The following is a 21,952-nucleotide window of genomic DNA, read 5'->3' on the forward strand; positions in this document are numbered from 1 at the left end:
GAAACTGAGGAAGTGCTGTGTATCAGCCAATAAAAAAGCCCCGCATACAATGCGAGGCTTCAAGTTCTTAACTAAGAGTAATGATTTAAATTAAAACTCTTCGTTCTCTTCTTCTTTTTCTACTTCTTTCTCGTCAAGAACAGCAGGAGTCAGTAGTAGTTCACGAAGTTTAGTATCTAGCTCTAGAGCGATCTCAGGGTTTTCACGTAGGAACTTACAAGAGTTCGATTTACCTTGACCGATCTTATCGCCTTTGTAGCTGTACCAAGCGCCAGCTTTATCAACTAGCTTGTTCTTAACACCTAGGTCAATCAGCTCACCTTCACGGTTAAAGCCTTGGCCGTATAGGATTTGAGTTTCAGCTTGTTTAAACGGTGCAGCAATCTTGTTCTTAACAACCTTAATGCGCGTTTCATTACCAACGATCTCGTCACCTTCTTTGATAGAACCAGTACGGCGAATATCAAGACGAACAGATGCGTAGAACTTAAGTGCGTTACCACCCGTTGTTGTTTCTGGGTTACCAAACATTACACCAATCTTCATACGGATTTGGTTAATGAAGATACACATACAGTTAGACTGCTTAAGGTTACCAGTCAGCTTACGCATTGCTTGAGAAAGCATACGAGCTTGAAGACCCATGTGGCTATCGCCCATTTCGCCTTCGATTTCAGCTTTTGGTGTTAGTGCAGCTACTGAATCGACAACCAATACGTCGATAGCACCAGAACGCGCTAGAGCATCACAGATTTCTAGAGCTTGTTCACCAGTATCAGGTTGAGAAACAAGAAGTGCATCGATATCAACACCAAGCTTTTGAGCATAAATAGGGTCTAGTGCGTGCTCAGCATCAACGAAAGCACAGGTTTTACCTACTTTTTGTGCTGCAGCAATCAACTCAAGTGTTAGCGTTGTTTTACCTGAAGATTCTGGACCGTAGATTTCAACGATACGACCCATCGGTAGACCACCAGCACCTAGTGCGATATCTAGAGATAGAGAACCAGTAGAAATTGTTTCTACATCCATTGTACGGTTGTCACCAAGACGCATGATAGAGCCTTTACCAAATTGTTTTTCAATCTGACCAAGGGCTGCGGCTAACGCTTTTTGTTTATTCTCGTCCATTACTATCTCCAGGTAATCGGTTGTCGTGAAACAAGCGATTTAGAATCTATTTCTAACCCACATAGGGGTGACTAATTGGCTTTTATTATACTGTTGATTCATACAGTGTCTATACCTGTATGAAAATAATTTGTACAAATGTTACTTGTCTTCCATTGATAGGTAATCATAAATAACTTGCAGGGCATGGTGGGTGGCTTGTTGGCGTACTTGTGATCTGTCACCATCAAATACATGCGTTTCCACTTTATTCCAACCACTTAGCCCTTTCCAAGCAAAGCACACTGTACCAACAGGCTTCTCTTCAGTACCGCCGCCAGGGCCTGCAATACCACTAATTGACACCGCGATGGTTCCGTTCGAATGCTCTAGCGCACCTTCAGCCATTTCTATAACGACAGGTTCACTGACCGCACCAAATTCCACTAAGGTTTCTAGCTGCACACCAATCATCTCTTGTTTTGCTTCATTGCTATAAGTGACAAAAGCGCGGTCAAACCAAGCAGAACTCCCCGCGATATCAGTCACCGCACTTGCTACACCGCCACCAGTACAAGATTCGGCGGTCACCAACACCTGATTGTGCTCTGCAAGCAACAGTCCGAGTTTTTCACTAAGATCTTGAGTCATCTGCATTGTCAGCTTCCCTTTATTTACCATTAGAACATTTGGATGCGTATCTTTTCGCTTCAGCCGCTTTTCGCACGAAACGCTTTCACGTATCCTAAGCCGCAATAGAAATAAACGAAAGAAGTTAACTGTGAAAGCCGATCAAAAACATACTCCCATGATGCAGCAGTACCTAAAACTGAAGGCAGAAAACCCAGAAATTCTGCTGTTCTACCGCATGGGCGATTTCTACGAGCTTTTCTACGATGACGCAAAAAAAGCGTCTCAACTCCTCGATATTTCACTAACTAAACGCGGCTCTTCAAATGGTGAGCCAATCCCAATGGCCGGCGTCCCATACCATGCCGTTGAGGGATACCTAGCTAAGTTAGTGCAACTCGGCGAATCCGTAGCAATTTGTGAACAGATTGGTAATCCAGCACTTTCAAAAGGCCCTGTCGAGCGAGCGGTAGTACGTATCGTGACACCGGGTACCGTAACCGATGAAGCACTGCTTTCTGAACGCGTCGATAACTTAATCGCCGCTATTTACCACCACAACGGTAAATTTGGTTACGCGACGTTAGACATTACCTCTGGCCGATTCCAACTGTGTGAACCTGAAACCGAAGAAGCAATGGCAGCAGAACTGCAGAGAACCTCTCCGCGTGAGTTGTTGTTCCCTGAAGATTTCGAACCCGTTGAATTAATGGCAAGCCGCACAGGTAATCGTCGTCGTCCAGTATGGGAATTTGAATTAGATACTGCTAAGCAGCAGTTGAACCAACAGTTTGGCACTCGTGACCTTGTTGGTTTTGGCGTTGAAGGCGCGAAACTTGGCTTGTGTGCAGCCGGCTGCCTTATTCAATATGTAAAAGATACTCAACGTACTGCGCTTCCACACATTCGTTCACTGACAATGGACAAGCAAGATCACTCGGTGATCCTTGATGCTGCGACTCGCCGTAACCTAGAGATCACGCAAAACCTTGGCGGAGGCACCGACAACACACTGGCTGAAGTGCTAGACCACACTGCAACCGCAATGGGTAGTCGTATGCTTAAGCGTTGGTTACATCAACCAATGCGTAATATCTCAGCACTCGATCAGCGCCTAGATGCGATTGGCGAAATGAAAGATTTAGCGCTATTCACTGAGCTGCAGCCAACACTGAAACAGATCGGTGATATTGAGCGTATTTTGGCTCGATTGGCACTTCGCTCGGCTCGCCCACGTGATATGGCGCGACTTCGTCAAGCGATGGAATACCTACCAGAGCTTGCAGACACGCTAACCCAACTAAAGCATCCATACCTGACCCAACTTGCTCAGTATGCTTCTCCTTTAGATGAAGTATCTGTGTTACTAGAGCGCGCCATCAAAGAGAACCCACCTGTGGTTATCCGCGACGGTGGTGTGATCGCTGAAGGCTACAATGCCGAACTAGACGAATGGCGTAACCTGGCAGCTGGTGCAACCGAATTCCTTGATCAATTAGAGCAAGAAGAGCGTGAGCGTCACGGCATCGACACACTTAAGGTTGGCTACAACAATGTACACGGTTTCTTCATTCAAGTAAGCCGCGGACAAAGCCACCTTGTGCCGCCTCACTATGTACGTCGTCAAACACTAAAGAACGCTGAGCGCTACATTATTCCTGAGCTAAAAGAGCACGAAGACAAAGTTCTAAACTCTAAGTCGAAAGCTCTGGCTATCGAGAAGCAATTATGGGAAGAGCTGTTTGATTTACTATTGCCACATTTAGAGCAACTACAAAACATCGCCTCTTCTGTGTCTCAGCTTGATGTCTTACAGAACTTAGCCGAGCGTGCAGACACACTCGATTATTGTCGTCCAACCATGACCGAATCTGCTGGCGTCCAAATCCAAGCAGGCCGTCACCCTGTGGTTGAGCAAGTGATGGATGAACCATTCATTGCTAACCCAATTGACCTTAACGACAAGCGTAAAATGCTAATCATTACAGGTCCAAACATGGGTGGTAAATCGACTTACATGCGCCAGACAGCACTTATCGCGCTAATGGCACATATCGGTTGTTATGTTCCAGCAGAGAGCGCAACCATTGGCTCTATCGACCGCATCTTTACTCGAATTGGCGCATCAGATGATCTAGCGTCTGGTCGTTCAACCTTCATGGTTGAGATGACAGAAACAGCTAACATTCTGCATAACGCAACACCAAACAGCTTGGTGCTGATGGATGAAATCGGTCGTGGTACCAGTACTTACGATGGTCTATCTCTAGCTTGGGCAAGTGCTGAGTGGCTAGCGAATCAAATCAATGCGATGACACTGTTTGCGACGCACTACTTTGAGCTAACCGAACTACCAAACCAGATTCCAACACTGGCCAACGTTCACTTAGACGCAGTAGAGCACGGTGACAGCATCGCCTTCATGCACGCAGTTCAAGAAGGTGCAGCAAGTAAGTCTTACGGCCTAGCGGTTGCTGGGTTAGCTGGCGTACCAAAAGCCGTGATCAAGAACGCTCGTACGAAACTGACACAACTTGAAGCGTTGAGCATTGAGTCTCCTACATCGAAGCCGAGCGGCGTTGATATTGCGAACCAACTGAGCCTTATCCCGGAACCAAGCGAAGTAGAGCAAGCATTAGCGAATGTGGATCCTGATGATCTAACGCCACGCCAAGCACTGGAAGAGTTGTACCGCTTGAAGAAACTGCTCTAATCAAAGGCAAATACCTTTAACCCCGATAAAAACAAAAACGCTGACATTAAGTCAGCGTTTTTTTTGATTCCATACAGTGGATATCGTTTAGTCGTTTTCAACGTTGAACAGGTTTTCCATGTTCAAACCTTGCTTGATAAGGATCTCACGTAGACGACGAAGACCTTCAACTTGGATTTGACGAACGCGTTCACGAGTCAGGCTGATTTCACGACCAACTTCTTCTAGCGTTGACGGTTCATAGCCTAATAGGCCGAATCGACGTGCAAGCACCTCTTTCTGCTTAGGATTCAGCTCATCAAGCCAGAAGATCAGTGAGTTTTTGATATCGCTATCTTGAGTCGAAACCTCAGGATCTGAGTTGTTCACATCTGGAATAATATCCAGTAGTGCTTTCTCACCATCACCACCAATTGGCGTATCTACCGAGCTCACTCTTTCGTTTAGACGAAGCATCTTACTTACGTCACCAACAGGTTTATCAAGCTTAGAAGCAATCTCTTCCGCTGTTGGTTCATGGTCAAGTTTCTGTGATAGTTCTCTTGCAGTACGCAGGTAGATGTTCAGCTCTTTCACAACATGAATTGGCAAACGGATAGTGCGAGTCTGATTCATCAAAGCACGCTCAATGGTCTGACGAATCCACCATGTCGCGTAGGTAGAAAAACGGAAGCCACGCTCTGGGTCAAACTTCTCTACGGCGCGAATCAAACCTAGGTTGCCTTCTTCGATTAGATCAAGAAGTGCTAGACCACGGTTGCTATAACGACGAGAAATTTTAACTACCAAACGCAGGTTACTTTCGATCATGCGTTTGCGTGCTGCTTCATCACCGCGTAGAGCTCGACGTGCATATAGCACCTCCTCTTCTGCGGTTAATAGTGGTGAGAAACCGATTTCGCCCAGATACAGTTGCGTCGCATCTAAACTCTTGGAAGTAAATTCTGTTTCTTCTTTAACTTCGGCTTTATTAGTGGCTGTTCGCTTCTCTTGTTCAAGTGTTTCCGATTCCGTGGTTACTTGGTCAAGATCGAACTCTTCTTTGATTACTGCATTGCTTATACTCATAACGCCTCCCCCTGGCGAAATTAGCATGACATTACAACTTCATATGTCGCTAAATGACTATGTCACTCAATACAATACGTGATTAGTTGGTATTGTATTTAAGGTAAATATCGTTTTGGATTGACGGATTTACCTTGGTAACGAATCTCAAAGTGCAGCCTAACACTGCTGGCTCCAGAGCTTCCCATTGTTGCAATCTTCTGCCCTGGTTTCACACTTTGCCCTTCAGATACTAATAGTCGGTCGTTATGCGCGTATGCACTTAAGTAATTATCATTGTGCTTCACAATCACTAGATTGCCGTAGCCTCGTAATGCATTACCCGAATAAACAACCGTTCCCCCTGCAGTAGATACTATTGGCTGACCTCGCTGTCCTGCTATGTCTATGCCTTTATTTCCTTGTTCGCCTACAGAGAAATTCTTAATTACTCTCCCCTTTGTTGGCCATAACCACTTGGATACTTTATCACTTGTTGGTTTGGTGGACGGTGTAACATTCTGTTTACCTTTAGCCCCAACATACTCCTTTGATTTGGATTGTTCAACCTTCTTTGGTGGATCTTTTTTCGCCACTTTGGCTGTAGTTTGAGCTGGCGCAGGTTTAGAGTTTTTGCTCTGCTGCGGGGTTGCTTTAGGTTTACTTGCCGTCGATGATGCTGTGGACGCGGCAACAGGAGCAGCGACTGCTGCGGCTACAACCGTTGATTTACCATAGGCTGGCGCGTTATAGCTAGGACGCCACAACTTAAGCTTCTGCCCAGGGTGGATGGTATAAGGAGCTGCAAGTTTGTTATAGCTAATCAGGTCTTGTACATCTTTATTGGTGACATACGCGATGAAATAAAGCGTATCGCCTTTTTTTACTTCGTAGTAACTGCCACGATAGCTGCCGCGGTCAATCGACGAGTAGTTTTTACTTAGGCTTGAAACTGGCGCAGGTGAATTCGCTGCACACCCAACAAGTGCACAGCTAAGCAGTAAGGAGCTTCCTTTTAACAACTTCGAACGCATCGACTCTCTATCCACCTACACCATAAGTCTTTTATTAAGCTAGCTCACCAGGAACCAGAGGTACAAATCGCACCATCTCGATGACACTCGATAAAAACTCATCACCATGACGCACGATCTTCAATAACTGTTGTTCGTCATCACCAACCGGAATCAATAGACGACCGCCATCTTTCAGCTGTTGCAAAAGTGCTTGAGGAATAGACTCTGCAGCAGCGGTTACGATGATTGCATCAAAAGGCCCTTTAGAGGACCAACCTTGCCAGCCATCACCATGTTTGGTTGAAATATTATAAAAATCGAGCTGCTTTAGCCGACGCTTAGCGTCCCATTGTAGCGACTTTATTCTTTCAACCGAATAAACATGATCAACAAGTTGAGCTAAAACAGCAGTTTGGTAGCCAGAACCGGTTCCGATTTCCAAAACTCGGCTATCTTGTTGCAGCTCAAGTAATTCTGTCATTTTAGCAACAATATACGGCTGTGAGATGGTCTGCCCTTGCCCGATAGGCAGTGCATTGTTGTCATAAGCCTGATGATACATAGCCTGAGACAAAAAACTCTCTCTTGGCAGTTGGTAAATCGCATCCAGAACTTTTTGGTCTCGGATGCCATTTTCAATCAGAAAAGTAATTAAGCGTTCTGCTTGTGGGTTACTCACTTACTTCTCCCCTAACCATGTTGTCATAGCGCCTAAAGACTCATGTGCTGTCAGATCGACCTGCAATGGCGTTACCGATACAAAACCATGCTCAATCGCATAGAAATCGGTACCTTCGCCCGCATCTTGCTCTTTACCTGGAGGGCCAAGCCAATAAATATCATGACCACGCGGGTCTTTTTGCTTAATCATATCTTCAGCATGATGACGTGCTCCAAGGCGAGTAACCTGGGTTCCCGATAGTTCTTCTAAAGAGAGATCCGGCACATTGACGTTTAACAGGCGGTTGGTTGGGATTGGTTTTGCTAAATGTTGTTCGACAATACGACGAGCAATCGCTGCCGCTGTCTTAAAATGTTTTTTACCAACCAGAGAAAATGCCACCGATTGAACACCTAGAAAGTGTCCTTCCATTGCTGCTGCGACTGTACCTGAGTACAACACGTCATCACCCAAGTTTGCACCATGGTTAATGCCCGTTAATACTAGGTCAGGCATATCATCCTTTAGCAGTTCATTTAATGCGAAATGCACACAATCGGTCGGTGTTCCCTGTACCGAATAGGTATTTTCAGCAATCTCTTGAACACGTAAAGGCTGCTCTAAAGTTAATGAATTTGAAGCGCCTGAACGATTACGGTCAGGGGCTACAATGATAACTTCAGCAAGATCACGTAGTTCATCTGCTAGCTCATGAACCCCTTGAGCATGCACACCATCATCGTTGCTGAGTAAAATCTTCATTTTGTATCCTTTCTTCATATTCCAATGCTAAGTGACTTAAATACCGACATTAAGTCACTTAGTGCCAAGCAGAATCATTACTGCTCGTAGCTTCTCTCTACGTGTACTTCTTCGACTAATTCACGAACGATAGCTGTTGCAAAGCAGCCAGCATCAAGAGAGAACTTCAGAGTGACATTATCTTCACTCACTTCCCACGTTAGATCAGTCGGTTTCAGAGACGCTTCACGGCGGTCATGGCGCATACGGTTACCACGAATCAGAGCCATCAGATCCGGTTCAGCATCAAGGTGTTTCTGCTCTAAAGCTTGAGCCCCATCAGTCGTTGGCAAAGCGTTATCACCGGCCAAAGCAACCGTCACCAATGCAGTACCATTCGCAACATCTTGGCTTACAGATTCAAGGTTGTCAGCCGTCACCGTTAGTTGAGCGCCTTCTTTAACGACAATATCGCCAGCCAATACCGATGCAAACACATCTTGTTCAATACGGTCAGAAAGGATTAGGTTGTAAATCCATGAACGAGCAGCCGAAAGGTACAAGCTACGTTTGTTCTGATTACGTGTACGAACATTATCACGGCCCCAACGACGAGCTTCAGACAAGTTATTACCTTCGTTACCAAAACGCTGAGCACCAAAGTAGTTGGGTACACCCACATGAGCGATTTTTTCTAAACGCTTTACGACATCATCGCAGTCTGTTACTTCAGACAAGGTCAACTCGAATTGGTTGCCAACTAAATCACCCGGACGCAATTTTTTGTTGTGTCGTGCTGTCGCAAGAATTTCGATGCTTGGGTACCGTGCTAAGAACGCTGAAAAGTCAGGCTCACCTTTAGGTAGGTGTACACTCAACCACTGCTCGGTCACTGCGTGACGGTCTTTCAAGCCAGCCCAGCTTACGTCTTTCGACTTAACGCCACAGGCTTTAGCCAACTCATTGGCTACGAAACTCGTGTTTTCACCTGTTTTACGAATGCGCACCATTAAGTGTTCGCCTTCACCCGTAAACTCAAAACCCAAGTCTTCGATAACGACAAAGTGTTCAGCTTTCGCTTTTAGTTTTGCTTTCGCAGTTGGTTTACCGTTTAGATAAGCCAATGAAGATAAAATATCTGACATGCTGTTCTTTTCGTGTTGGTGCTTACGCACTTTTGGTAATTAGGACCACCGCTTCACATGCGATGCCCTCTTTGCGACCCGTAAAGCCTAAACGCTCTGTTGTCGTTGCTTTTACGTTCACATTACTGATGCTGGTTTCTAAATCTTGTGCAATGGCTTGGCACATAGAATCTATATGAGGTGCCATCTTAGGCGCTTGCGCCATGATAGTAATATCGGCATTGCCAATCACATAGCCTTGCTCTTTTACTCGGCGGTACACGTCTTTCAATAGCTCACGGCTATCCGCGCCTTTCCACTCATCGTCAGTATCAGGGAAATGACGACCGATATCACCTGCGGCGATCGCTCCTAATAGCGCGTCACACAAAGCGTGAAGAGCAACATCACCATCTGAGTGTGCGATTAGACCTTGTTCATAGGGGATGCTCACACCACCGATAATTACCGGGCCTTCACCACCAAACTTATGTACATCAAAGCCATGGCCAATACGAATCATCATTATTCCTTATTCTGACTTAAATAGAACTCAGCGAGCGCTAAATCTTCAGGCTGAGTAATCTTAAAATTATCTGAACGCCCTGCGACTAAAGCGGGCGAGAAGCCTTTCCATTCAAAAGCAGAGGCTTCATCGGTAATCGAAACGCCTTGTTGCAGCGCTTCACTCAATACATTCCACAGAGGTTCAGCTCTGAACATTTGTGGTGTGAGGGCGTGCCACAAATCAGCTCGCTCGACAGTATGATCGATTTGCCCTTGAGCGCCTCGCTTCATCGTGTCTCGCACTGGGGCTGCTAAGATTGCCCCAACATCATGGCTCATCGCCGTCGAGATTAACTTGTCGATATCACTTAGCTGAACACAAGGCCTTGCTGCGTCATGCACCATCACCCAATCACCGAGCTGTTGCTTCTCGATATAATCTAAAGCAGAAAGAACGGAATCCGCTCTTTCACTCCCACCAGCGACTCGAATCACTTGTGGATTCTGAGTAAGGGGTAGCTCTGGGTAGTATGGGTCATCATCACTGATTGCGACGACAATTTGAGAGACTTGCGGGTGAGCCAGTAGCTTCTCAACGGCATGCTCTAAAATCGTTTTACCATTGATCTTAAGATATTGCTTCGGACGGTCGGCCTTCATTCGGCTACCAACGCCCGCCGCAGGGACAACGGCAATCACGCTTTGAGGTTGAGTCAACATTAATGGGGGTCCTCACCAATGATGCGATAAAACGTTTCGCCTTCTTTAACCATGCCAAGCTCATGACGTGCGCGCTCTTCTATCGCATCTAAGCCTTGGCGTAGATCGTCGATTTCCGCAAACATCTCAGCGTTTCTAACTTTTAATTTTTCGTTAACTTGCTGCTGAACTTGGATTTCATTGTTCACACCGTAGTAATCAGAGATACCATTTTTACCGAGCCACAGTGTGTGTTGTAGCCAGCCAAACACTATGAGCAGTACTAAAGCAAAAATTCGCATAACACCTTTCGCCGGTTGAAAAAGAAGGAACTAGAATAAGGCACATATATACCATAATGAGCTTATTGGTGCGAGATATGTGGTGTCAGGGAATCAATAAGTCGGGGAATTATTGTCGTTAGGAACCAGTGGTGAGATTCCCGACTCCCTCCTCCGTCGGTCTCGGGAATGACGGATAGTACGAAAAGCTTAAGAAGAAGACGTTTACGTTCCCCATGCCATAGCCTTTCAGCACTCCCAAGAGAAGAACCAAGGAATACAAAACACTGCAACGAAAGAGCCATAGACAGAACATCTTTCCCAGTCACACCCCTCGTCATTCCCAGGAGGGAGGAACGACTGAGTTGGGAATCTATCGCGACAAACGCAAATAAGAGATTCCCTACTCCTTCCTTCGTCAGTCTAGGGAATGACGAACTTTATATGTAATAGGAGGAGCTTTAGAACCTAGAGCTTCCTACCACCACTTTCTACAAACAAAAAAAATGCCCCGCAAAAGCGAGGCATTTCAAGCGTAAGTTAAACTAATTCAGCTAAGAATTAAGCTTGACCTTTAACTTCTTTAAGACCGTTGAAAGGAGCTTTAGAACCTAGAGCTTCTTCGATACGGATTAGTTGGTTGTACTTAGCAACACGGTCAGAACGGCTCATAGAACCAGTCTTGATTTGACCTGCAGCAGTACCTACCGCTAGGTCAGCGATAGTTGCGTCTTCAGTTTCGCCAGAACGGTGAGAGATTACAGCTGTGTAACCTGCGTCTTTAGCCATCTTGATTGCAGCTAGAGTCTCAGTTAGAGAACCGATTTGGTTGAACTTGATGAGGATAGAGTTAGCTACGCCTTTCTCGATACCTTCAGCAAGAATCTTAGTGTTAGTAACGAATAGGTCGTCACCTACTAGTTGAAGCTTGTCACCTAGTAGTTCAGTTTGGTGCTTGAAGCCAGCCCAATCAGACTCGTCTAGACCATCTTCGATAGAAACGATTGGGAATTGGTTAGCTAGCTCAGCTAGGTAGTGGTTGAACTCTTCAGAAGAGAAAGTCTTACCTTCGCCTTTCATGTTGTAGATGCCAGCTTCTTTGTCGAAGAACTCAGATGCAGCACAGTCCATAGCTAGAGTAACGTCTTTACCTAGTTCGTAACCAGCAGCTGCAACAGCTTCTGCGATAACTTCTAGAGCTTCAGCGTTAGACTTAAGGTTAGGAGCGAAACCACCTTCGTCACCAACTGCAGTGCTGTAGCCTTTAGACTTAAGAACTTTAGCTAGGTTGTGGAATACTTCAGCACCGATACGTAGACCTTCTTTAAGAGTCTTAGCACCAACTGGTTGGATCATGAACTCTTGGATGTCAACGTTGTTATCAGCGTGCTCACCACCGTTGATGATGTTCATCATTGGTAGAGGCATAGAGAACTGACCAGCAGTACCGTTTAGCTCAGCGATGTGCTCGTATAGAGGCATGCCTTTAGCTGCAGCAGCAGCTTTAGCGTTCGCTAGAGAAACAGCTAGGATAGCGTTCGCGCCAAACTGAGATTTGTTCTCAGTACCGTCAAGGTCGATCATGATTTGGTCAACGTCAGCTTGAGCTTTAGCGTCTTTACCAACTAGAGCTTCAGCGATTGGGCCGTTTACAGCTTCAATTGCTTTAAGAACACCTTTACCTAGGAAACGTGATTTGTCGCCGTCACGTAGCTCAAGAGCTTCGCGAGAACCAGTAGATGCGCCAGATGGAGCAGCAGCCATACCTACGAAACCGCCTTCTAGGTGTACTTCAGCTTCTACAGTTGGGTTACCACGTGAATCGATGATTTCACGACCTAGAACTTTAACGATCTTAGACATTGAATGTTTCCTTCTCGTTGAATATATAAATGTCAAATTTAAAGGTAGCAGCACAACTTACGCTGCTACCTGTATTCCTTTTACTTCTCTAACTCGCCGCGCTGGAACTCACCAGCCGCTTTAACGAAACCTGCAAACAATGGGTGACCATCGCGAGGTGTTGATGTGAACTCTGGGTGGAATTGAGCTGCAACGAACCATGGGTGATTCGGGTTCTCAATAACTTCAACCAGTTTCTTGTCCGCAGATAGACCCGATACTTTTAGGCCCGCTTTTTCGATTTGTGGACGAAGATTGTTGTTCACTTCGTAACGGTGACGGTGACGTTCATGGATCGTCGCGCTACCGTATAGTTCGTAAGCTTTCGTACCTTTCGCTAGGTGACAAAGCTGTGAACCTAGACGCATTGTGCCGCCTAGATCAGATGTCTCTGTACGCTCTTCAACTTTACCTTCGCCGTCTACCCACTCAGTGATTAGGCCAACAACTGGGTATTTAGTTTCAGAACAGAACTCAGAAGAGTGTGCGCCTTCCATTTTCGCAACATTACGAGCGTACTCGATAAGTGCTACTTGCATGCCTAGACAGATACCTAGGTACGGTACTTTATTTTCACGTGCGTATTGAGCAGCAAGAATCTTACCTTCAACACCACGGTCACCGAAGCCACCAGGTACTAGAATTGCGTCTAGGCCTTCTAGAATTTCTACGCCACGAGACTCAACGTCTTGTGAATCTACGTATTTAATATTAACGCTTAGGCGGTTTTTCAAGCCTGCGTGTTTTAGCGCTTCATTTACTGATTTGTATGCGTCTGGTAGTTCAATGTACTTACCAACCATACCAATCGTCACTTCACCCGTTGGGTTAGCTTCTTCGTAAATTACTTGTTCCCATTCAGACAGATCTGCTTCTGGAGCTGTAATGCCGAAACGCTTACATACAAGATCATCAGTGCCTTGAGCTTTAATAAGCTGAGGGATCTTGTAGATAGAGTCAACATCGCGCATAGAAATAACTGCATTTTCTTGCACATTACAGAACAGAGCAATTTTCTTACGCTCATTCGAAGGAATGTTGCGGTCAGAACGACAAACTAGGATGTCAGGCTGAATACCAATAGACAGTAGTTCTTTTACAGAGTGCTGAGTCGGCTTAGTTTTCACTTCGCCCGCAGCTGCTAGGTAAGGTACTAGCGTTAGGTGCATGAACATTGCGCGTTCACGGCCCAGTTCTACTGCTAGCTGACGAATCGCTTCCATGAATGGTAGAGATTCGATATCACCAACCGTACCACCAACTTCAACGATCGCGATATCGTGGCCTTCAGCGCCAGAAATAACACGCTCTTTGATAGAGTTAGTGATGTGTGGGATAACCTGAATAGTTGCACCTAGGTAATCACCGCGACGCTCTTTTGCTAGTACGTCTGAGTAAACACGACCTGCAGTGAAGTTGTTACGCTTAGTCATCTTGGTGCGAATGAATCGCTCGTAGTGACCAAGGTCAAGGTCTGTTTCAGCGCCATCTTCTGTAACGAACACTTCACCGTGCTGAGTCGGGCTCATAGTGCCTGGATCAACGTTGATGTAAGGGTCAAGCTTCATCATAGTCACTTTAAGACCACGAGCTTCTAAAATAGCCGCAAGAGATGCTGCAGCAATACCTTTACCTAGAGAGGATACAACCCCGCCAGTAACAAAAATGTAATTTGTCGTCATGTTTAACCTGAAATTGGTTGAATGAGGGAAATGGACTACTTCTGGACGGGATGAAAATATACCAGAAGCCCCTTATCGCCACAACGTGAAATCTATCACACTGCTATTTTTTATTTTTTGCTTCAAATCAATTCATGATAAAAGCTTTGGTTATCTTTTCTCCGCTACTTTTACCTCATCCCACATGGAATCAAGCTGTTGTAGTGAAAAATCAGTCAAACTTTTATCTTGTTGACGCACTTTTTCTTCCACCCCTTTAAAGCGACGTGAAAACTTCAAGTTGGCCTTATTGAGAGCCGATTCTGGGTTTTTACCTAAATGTCGCACCAAATTCACCGTTGCAAACAGTAGATCGCCCAACTCTTCTTCAACCAAATCCTCGTTTGGTGTCACTTGAAGCGCCTCTTCCAGCACCTCATCCACTTCCTCTATTACCTTGTTGGCAACTGGGCCAATTGAGTCCCAATCGAAGCCATATTTCGCTACCTGCTTTTGAATCTTTGTAGCACGTAAAAGCGCAGGTAGAGAGTTTGGTATTGAGTCTAGAATACTTTCTTGAGTTTTGCCTGCTTGTGCCTTTTCTTTGGCTTTTTCCGCTTCCCAGTTCACGTTGATTTCTTCGTCGCTAGCAAACTCAGCATCTGAGAACACATGAGGGTGACGGCGTGTTAGTTTTTCATTGATGCCATCAACCACATCAGAAAACTCAAACAGCCCCTGCTCTTTCGCCAACTGACTGTAAAAAATCACCTGAAACAGTAAATCGCCAAGCTCTTCTTGCAGATTCGACCAGTCTTTGTTGTGGATCGCATCCACGACCTCATAAGTCTCTTCGATAGTGTGCGGGACAATTGTTTCAAAATTTTGTTTTAAATCCCAAGGACAGCCACCTTCTGGATCGCGCAGCTTAGTCATGATCTGTTCAAGTTGTTCAATCGGGTGATTCATCGTTTTCTTCCTATTACTGTCTTTGATTTTTAGTTTTATAACGTCTTATAAAACTAAAAAAGGTGAGCAGCCAAAACCACTCACCTTTATCTTTATTCGTCATCCCAAAGAGTGAAGAATGAGAGAGTTGGGGATCTCAAAGCGCTTGCCGAGATTCCCTATCACGTTCGTCCCTCACTGTAGGGAATGACGAGGATGTTACCAAGTATCATCCGAGTCTCTTGACGCTCATTACATCTTTAATTTGTTCGACTCGGCTTGTCACTCGACTCAGAATCTCAATATTCGTCACTTCTAAATCGAAGTCCATTACCGATAGCTGACGCTTGTAGTCAATGCGACTCTTCATTGTCGTCACGCTGATCTTCTCGTTCGAGAATAGTGAGGTGATGTCTTTTAACAAGCCATTGCGCTCTAGCGCTTCAACACGCAGCGTTAGGATGTAAGAACCGACAAAGCCATTGCCCCAAACGGTATCAATGATACGCTCTGGTGCGTGCAGGCTTAGTTCACTCAACTGCTCACAGTCAGCACGGTGAACCGAGATACCGCGACCTTGAGTGATGTAGCCTTTAATCACATCACCAGGAATCGGCTGACAACAGCGAGCAAGGTGCGTCATTAGATTATCAACGCCTTCTACTACCACTGCGTCTTTCTTAGGACGACTCTGCTGTGCTGGCTTGCTTTCCGACTCAAGCAGTTTCTCTAGCGCTTTCTTGTCTTCTTCTTCCGCTGTAGGCTTGTTCACCAACGCATTGATGTGATTAACCACTTGGTTAATACGCAAGTCGCCACTACCAATACCTGCGTAAAGCTCGTCTGGCGTATTCACGTTAAAGCGTCTTAGTGCGTATTGGTCGGCATCTTTTAGGGTTGCGCCTACTTTCGCTAGCTCAACTTCCAGGATGTCACGACCCGCTTCTAGGTTTTTCTCACGGCTTTGTGCGCGGAACCAAGCGTTAATCTTAGCTCGAGCACGACCAGAATGAACGAAGCCTGTGGTTGGGTTTAGCCAATCACGTGAAGGGTTTGGCTCTTTCTGAGTGATGATCTCAACCTGGTCACCCATCGAGAGCTTGTGAGTAAATGGAACGATACGTCCACCTACTTTAGCGCCGATACAGCGGTGACCGACCATAGAGTGAATGTGGTAAGCGAAGTCCAACGGAGTTGCACCCATTGGTAAGTCGACCACATCACCGCGAGGTGTAAACGCGTATACACGGTCATCGAAAACTTGGCTACGAACTTCATCCAACATCTCGCCAGAATCCGACATCTCTTCTTGCCAGTCGATCAGCTTACGCAGCCATGTGATCTTCTCATCGTAACCACTACGACCACCTGATGAGCCTTCTTTATACTTCCAGTGCGCCGCAACACCCAACTCTGAGTCTTCGTGCATCTGCTTGGTACGGATCTGAATTTCAATAGTCTTGCCTTCAGGACCAAGGACTACGGTATGAATCGACTGGTAACCATTTGGCTTAGGGTTCGCCACATAGTCATCAAATTCGCTCGGTAGGTGTTTGTATTTGGTGTGTACCACCCCAAGGCCGGCGTAGCAGTCTTGCAGTTGATCAGCGATGATACGTACCGCTCGCACGTCAAAAAGCTCATCAAAGGCCAAGCCTTTCTTCTGCATTTTGCGCCAGATACTGTAGATGTGTTTTGGTCGACCGCTCACTTCAGCGTTGATGTTTGAACGCTGCATTTCTGCGGTTAAGTCATCAACGAAATCTGTAATGTATTGTTCGCGAACAATACGGCGCTCAGACAACTGTTTAGCTATTTGCTTATAAGTGTCTGGCTGCTGGTAGCGGAAGGCGTAATCTTCGATTTCCCACTTAAGTTGACCGATACCTAAACGGTTAGCCAGTGGTGCGTAGATGTTAGAACACTCTTTTGCTGCCGCTCGGCGCACAGCATCTGGGGCCTTTTTCACCTCGATGAGGTTACAGATTCGCTCCGCAAGTTTGATAACTACGCAGCGGAAATCATCAACCATGGCCAATAGCATGCGTCGAACGTTATCAACCTGACCCGAGGCAGCACTGCCTTCAAGGGTTACGTTTAGCTGGCCCAAGGCCGCCATTTCTTCAACGCCGTCAATCAGCTTAACAATTTCTTTGCCGTAGCTTTCTTCGAAGGCTTCGCGCTCAAACACGCCACTTGATACCACTGGGAAGAGTTGTGCGGCGACTAATGTTGCACGATCCATCGACAGCGTGACCAAGATTTCAATCATCTCACGTCCACGCCATAGCAAGAGTGATGCTTGCTCGTGATCTTTTAATAGCTCTTCACAGTGACGGTAAACTTTGTTCAGTTTATTCGAGGTTTTTGCGTCTTGTTTTAATGACGCAATCCAACTTTCTAGCTCAAACTGTTCGCTTGGGTTTAAATGTGCGCTTCGTACCGCAACCATCGTGCCTTCCTAGTTATTCTGTTTTATACCCAATTCAATATGACTAACTGGTTCCAAGTTAGTTCGACCATATTGATATCAGCGCAAATATCCCTGCGCCTTTGTCATTCATTTTTAAGCCTTATTTAAGGGCCTTTAAGCCTTGATAAAGAGAGCCATCGATTCTAGATGGCTGGTGTGTGGGAACATATCCAACATACCAAGTTTGGCTAATTGGTAGCCTTGCCTTTCTAAGCTCTCTGAATCTCTAGCTAGAGTAGCAGGATTACACGAAACATAAACCACACGCTTCGCTCCTAATGCTGAAATTTGATCAACAACACCACTCGCTCCAGCACGAGCTGGGTCCAGTAAGATTTTATCAAATTTCTCTTTCGCCCAAGCTTGTACAGATAGGTCTTCTTCAAGGTTCGCTTGGTAAAATTCGGTGTTACTCAACTGGTTCAATTTGGCATTCGATGTGGCTTGCTGAACCATCTCATCGACACCTTCAACCCCAACCACAAACGCCGACTGTTGAGCGATAGGTAGACTGAAGTTACCTAAGCCACAAAACAGGTCCAGTACTCGCTCATCCGCTTTAGGTTCTAACCATTCAATCGCTTGAGCCACCATCTGCTGGTTGACCTTCTGGTTCACTTGAATGAAGTGGTTTGGCTCAAAAGGTAAGGTAACGCCCGTTTCGCTGTAGCTAGGCGCATCACCAATCAGGCGGACCAACTTGTCTGTCTCTGGCATTGAGTACAGTATCACACCTTCTTCTTTCGCCAACGCAATCAATGCTTGCTCATCTTTTTCAATCAAAGGCTTGAGGTGGCGTAGCACCATTACCGGACAAATATCACCCAATACTAATTCAACATGTCCTAAAGACGTAAGGTTGCTGAAAGTGTTGAGTAAATTTTTCACCTTTGGCAGCAATACATTTAGGCGAGGATCAAGCACGGCACAATCGGTGATGTTTTCTATCTGCTTGCTCTGCTTCTTACGAAAACCGAACTGAAGCTTGTGCGTTTTCTTATCAACAAACAAGCTGATACGCGCACGACGACGATAACCCGTTTCATCACCTACAATCGGTTGAGCCATCTCTGTCTCATCCGTCTTATATTGATTCATCAAGTGCGTAAGAGATTGTGTCTTGTGGTCTACCTGAGACTGATAACCAAGGTGTTGAAGATGACAACCGCCACACTGATTAAAGTGTTTACAAAAAGGCTTTAGACGTTGTTGGCTTGGCTTCAGCAATTTGATGAGTTTCGCGCGTGCAAACTTACTTTTACTCTCAGTAAGCTGAATAACCACCTGTTCACCGGGCAATGCGCCATCAATGAAAACCGGTTTGTTTTTCTGATAAGCGATGCCAGCGCCATTGTGATCCATTCGTTCAACCAAAACCGATTGATGCTTGGTCTCGAGTTGAGTTTTCTTTTTTGGTTGGAAAAAACGTGCCATTGCTTGTGCCTAATGTATCTTTTAATAAGTAATTGGTATCCAGGACTCACTATTCTGTCTTGGAATCATTGTCGAACGTCACGGCTTTGATTAAGCTTACCGTTCACTTAACCGCCATTGTGTGCGTTATTTTCCCATATCCAGACCTCGATGTAATTAAAGAACATGACCAGATATGGCTTAAGAGCCCGTGTAATTACCTTAACTCTAGCTCCAACCCTGATTATTGGGCTGCTATTGAGTGCATTTTTCTCATTTAACCGCTATCAAGACCTTGAAGGTCAGGTGGTTAACACAGGTACTAGCATCATTGAACCACTGGCAATTGCGAGTGAATCTGGAATGCAACTCGAAAGTCGAGAGTCTGTTCGTCAGCTAATCAGCTATGCACATCGAAAGAACTCTAAGCTGGTCCGCAGTATCGCGGTGTTCGATGATCGTCATGAATTGTTTGTAACCTCAAACTTTCACCCTGATTTCGAAAGCCTGACTTATCCAAAAGATAAACCGATTCCTCATTTAAGCTCTTCTGACCTACTCGATAACACACTGATTCTCCGAACCCCGATTATTGCAGAAGGCCAGTACATCAACTCGACTAACGGTCAGTCTCAAGCCAACCAAGCTATTGGTTATATTGCGATTGAGTTGGACCTTTCTTCACTTCGTTTGCAGCAATATCAAGAAGTCTTCTCTGCTTTCTTAGTGTTGATTCTTGGACTGGGTCTTTCTGGTGTTTTCGCTTTCCGCTTGATGCACGATGTAACTCAACCGATCACGCACATGAAGAATATGGTGGACCGAATTCGTCGTGGTCACTTAGACGTCCGTATCGAAGGCAAAATGCACGGTGAGTTGGACTCGCTGAAAAACGGTATCAATGCGATGGCAGTATCGCTATCAGAATATCACGTCGAAATGCAGCACAGTATCGACCAAGCTACTTCGGATCTACGTGAAACTCTTGAACAGCTAGAGATTCAAAACGTTGAGTTAGACATCGCGAAAAAACGTGCACAAGAAGCAGCACGTGTTAAGTCTGAGTTCTTGGCCAACATGTCTCACGAGCTAAGAACACCACTCAACGGTGTGATTGGCTTTACTCGCCAGATGCTTAAAACTCACCTGTCGAACAGTCAGACGGATTACCTACAGACCATTGAACGTTCAGCGAATAACCTACTCAGTATCATCAACGATATCTTGGACTTCTCGAAACTTGAAGCCGGCAAACTAGCCCTAGAAAACATTCCATTTGAGTTCCAAGCAAGCCTAGAAGAGGTAGTGAACCTTCAAGCAACCAACGCTCATGAGAAAGGCCTAGAGCTTACCCTTAAGATCGACCCTAAAGTGCCTGCAGGCGTTGTAGGTGACCCACTGCGTATCCAACAAATTCTGACTAACCTAGTGGGTAACTCAATCAAGTTTACCGAGCGTGGTAACATCGATATTAGCGTTGAGTTACGTTCACAAAGCGAAGACAACATCGAACTGCAGTTCATGGTTCGTGATACGGGTATTGGTATCTCTGAACGTCAGCAAGCCCAACTATTCCAAGCCTTCAGCCAAGCTGATGCAAGTATCTCTCGTCGCTATGGTGGTACAGGCCTAGGCCTGGTTATCACCCAAAAACTTGTGAGCCAAATGGGCGGTGAGATCAGCCTAACCAGTCGCCTACACCAAGGTTCCACTTTCTGGTTTACGCTAAGGCTATCAACCACCGATATGCCGATGACAGAGCTAATTGAGACTCAATGTCTGCAAGACAAGCAACTACTGCTTATCGAGCCAAACATGCAAGCGGCTTCGATTACTCAACAAATCCTGACCCAAGAAGGCTTAGTCGTTACCTACCGCTCGGTGATGCCTGACGAATCGACTTCCTATGACTACGTGCTGCTGAACCTCGCAGCTAACCAAGATTATCAGTTTGATACGGTCAGCGGCTGGGCAATTGGCGCGAAGAAGATTGCTCAGAACGTGATCATTGGTACACCGAGTACCGAGCTCGCACTTGGCGAACAATTGATGAAAGAAGTCGATGTTCAATGCATCACCAAACCTCTTTCACGTAAGAAGCTGCTGCAAACTCTGGTGTCGAACCAAGCGCCAACCTTGATTGCACCAGCAATTGAAACCCATTCAGAAGAGAAGCTGCCACTGACTGTAATGGCAGTGGATGACAACCCAGCTAACCTGAAGCTTATCACCGCGCTACTCAAAGAACGTGTGGAAACCGTCATTAGCTGCACCAGTGGTCAACAGGCTATCGACAAAGCGACCGAAACTCAGTTTGATATCATCTTCATGGATATACAGATGCCACAAATGGATGGTGTCACCGCTTGTCAGAACATCAAGAAGCTCGCCAACAACGCTAACACACCTGTGATTGCTGTTACCGCACATGCCATGACTGGCGAGCGCGATAGGCTGCTAGAAGCTGGCATGGATGACTACCTGACCAAACCAATTGAAGAGCATGTGTTACAGCAAGTATTGATTCACTGGAGCCCAACCTCTGAGGTTGAGCACATCGAAAAGATAAATCCAGATCACCCTGCAGTCTCAGCCGAGGTCGACAACAGCCAGGAGTCTGAGAGTAACGTTAGCGTGCACAAGAACATCATCATTGATTGGCAAGCTGCGATGAAGCAGGCCGCCAATAAAGAAGACCTCGCACGCGATATGCTGCAAATGCTGGTCGACTTTATTCCTGAGGTGTATGACGCGGCGGAGAAAGCGATCGAAGACACGGATTACCCTGTGGATCAGCTAATACACATCATCCACAAGATGCATGGCAGCAGCTCATACAGTGGCGTACCAAGACTTAAATCAGTCTGTGCCACGATAGAGAAAGAACTGCGCTCAGGTACTTCAATTGAAGATATCGAGCCAGAACTTTTTGAACTTCAAGACGAGCTCGATAAGGTGCAAGCAACCGCTATTCACTACTTAAAACCAACCAGTGATTAAATCGGCTTAGCCTCAAACTCAAGGCA

At 45.8% G+C, this 21,952-nt stretch carries 17 protein-coding genes; 2 read left to right on the forward strand and 15 right to left on the reverse strand.

Features of this window, described 5'->3' with window-relative positions; genetic code table 11:
* Positions 1 to 90: 90 nt before the first annotated feature.
* Positions 91 to 1,131, reverse strand: coding sequence for a recombinase RecA (gene recA, locus BTO10_RS19385; RefSeq protein WP_004739060.1), 1,041 nt, complete (start codon positions 1,129 to 1,131; stop codon positions 91 to 93).
* Between the two features lie 141 nt (positions 1,132 to 1,272).
* Positions 1,273 to 1,767, reverse strand: coding sequence for a nicotinamide-nucleotide amidase (gene pncC / locus BTO10_RS19390; protein ID WP_105025541.1), 495 nt, complete (start codon positions 1,765 to 1,767; stop codon positions 1,273 to 1,275).
* Between the two features lie 124 nt (positions 1,768 to 1,891).
* Between pncC and mutS the strand changes: the two genes are divergently transcribed.
* The gene (mutS, locus tag BTO10_RS19395) at positions 1,892 to 4,453 is read left to right on the forward strand and encodes a DNA mismatch repair protein MutS (RefSeq protein ID WP_105025542.1); all 2,562 of its coding nucleotides are present in this window, start codon (positions 1,892 to 1,894) and stop codon (positions 4,451 to 4,453) included.
* A gap of 87 nt (positions 4,454 to 4,540) precedes the next feature.
* Here the strand turns inward: mutS and rpoS are convergent, their stop codons facing one another.
* From rpoS to rlmD, 13 genes are all read right to left on the reverse strand, one after another.
* A complete protein-coding gene (gene rpoS, locus BTO10_RS19400) occupies positions 4,541 to 5,521 on the reverse strand; it encodes an RNA polymerase sigma factor RpoS (protein WP_105025543.1) in 981 nt (326 codons plus the stop codon).
* Between the two features lie 98 nt (positions 5,522 to 5,619).
* Positions 5,620 to 6,534 (reverse strand): murein hydrolase activator NlpD, encoded by a 915-nt coding sequence (gene nlpD, locus BTO10_RS19405; protein WP_105025544.1) that lies wholly within the window; start codon positions 6,532 to 6,534, stop codon positions 5,620 to 5,622.
* Between the two features lie 34 nt (positions 6,535 to 6,568).
* Positions 6,569 to 7,195 (reverse strand): protein-L-isoaspartate(D-aspartate) O-methyltransferase, encoded by a 627-nt coding sequence (locus BTO10_RS19410; RefSeq protein WP_105025545.1) that lies wholly within the window; start codon positions 7,193 to 7,195, stop codon positions 6,569 to 6,571.
* Entirely contained in the window at positions 7,196 to 7,939 is a 744-nt protein-coding gene (surE, locus tag BTO10_RS19415; RefSeq protein ID WP_105025546.1) for a 5'/3'-nucleotidase SurE, read from the reverse strand. It lies immediately after the preceding gene.
* Positions 7,940 to 8,016: 77 nt separating this feature from the next.
* The gene (gene truD, locus BTO10_RS19420; protein ID WP_105025547.1) at positions 8,017 to 9,063 is read right to left on the reverse strand and encodes a tRNA pseudouridine(13) synthase TruD; all 1,047 of its coding nucleotides are present in this window, start codon (positions 9,061 to 9,063) and stop codon (positions 8,017 to 8,019) included.
* A 22-nt stretch (positions 9,064 to 9,085) separates the two neighbouring features.
* A complete protein-coding gene (ispF, locus tag BTO10_RS19425) occupies positions 9,086 to 9,565 on the reverse strand; it encodes a 2-C-methyl-D-erythritol 2,4-cyclodiphosphate synthase (protein ID WP_004739053.1) in 480 nt (159 codons plus the stop codon).
* 2 nt (positions 9,566 to 9,567) lie between these two features.
* A complete protein-coding gene (gene ispD / locus BTO10_RS19430) occupies positions 9,568 to 10,269 on the reverse strand; it encodes a 2-C-methyl-D-erythritol 4-phosphate cytidylyltransferase (protein WP_105025548.1) in 702 nt (233 codons plus the stop codon).
* Positions 10,269 to 10,550: a cell division protein FtsB gene (ftsB, locus tag BTO10_RS19435; protein ID WP_105025549.1), complete on the reverse strand. Its 282-nt coding sequence runs from the start codon at positions 10,548 to 10,550 to the stop codon at positions 10,269 to 10,271. Before ftsB ends, ispD begins: the two co-directional genes overlap by 1 nt.
* Before the next feature lie 540 nt (positions 10,551 to 11,090).
* Positions 11,091 to 12,392, reverse strand: a complete 1,302-nt coding sequence (eno, locus tag BTO10_RS19440) for a phosphopyruvate hydratase (protein WP_105025550.1) — start codon at positions 12,390 to 12,392, stop codon at positions 11,091 to 11,093.
* 80 nt (positions 12,393 to 12,472) lie between these two features.
* Positions 12,473 to 14,113, reverse strand: coding sequence for a CTP synthase (locus tag BTO10_RS19445; RefSeq protein WP_063524391.1), 1,641 nt, complete (start codon positions 14,111 to 14,113; stop codon positions 12,473 to 12,475).
* Positions 14,114 to 14,263: 150 nt separating this feature from the next.
* Positions 14,264 to 15,061: a nucleoside triphosphate pyrophosphohydrolase gene (gene mazG / locus BTO10_RS19450; protein WP_105025551.1), complete on the reverse strand. Its 798-nt coding sequence runs from the start codon at positions 15,059 to 15,061 to the stop codon at positions 14,264 to 14,266.
* 208 nt (positions 15,062 to 15,269) lie between these two features.
* Entirely contained in the window at positions 15,270 to 17,492 is a 2,223-nt protein-coding gene (gene relA / locus BTO10_RS19455) for a GTP diphosphokinase (RefSeq protein WP_105025552.1), read from the reverse strand.
* A 135-nt stretch (positions 17,493 to 17,627) separates the two neighbouring features.
* On the reverse strand, positions 17,628 to 18,947 hold the full coding sequence (gene rlmD / locus BTO10_RS19460) for a 23S rRNA (uracil(1939)-C(5))-methyltransferase RlmD (RefSeq protein ID WP_063524388.1): 1,320 nt from the start codon (positions 18,945 to 18,947) through the stop codon (positions 17,628 to 17,630).
* Positions 18,948 to 19,112: 165 nt separating this feature from the next.
* Between rlmD and barA the strand changes: the two genes are divergently transcribed.
* On the forward strand, positions 19,113 to 21,926 hold the full coding sequence (barA, locus tag BTO10_RS19470) for a two-component sensor histidine kinase BarA (RefSeq protein ID WP_105025553.1): 2,814 nt from the start codon (positions 19,113 to 19,115) through the stop codon (positions 21,924 to 21,926).
* The last annotated feature ends 26 nt before the right edge of the window (positions 21,927 to 21,952 follow it).

This window comes from Vibrio chagasii, assembly GCF_002954585.1.
GTDB classification, from domain to species: Bacteria; Pseudomonadota; Gammaproteobacteria; order Enterobacterales; family Vibrionaceae; genus Vibrio; species Vibrio chagasii_A.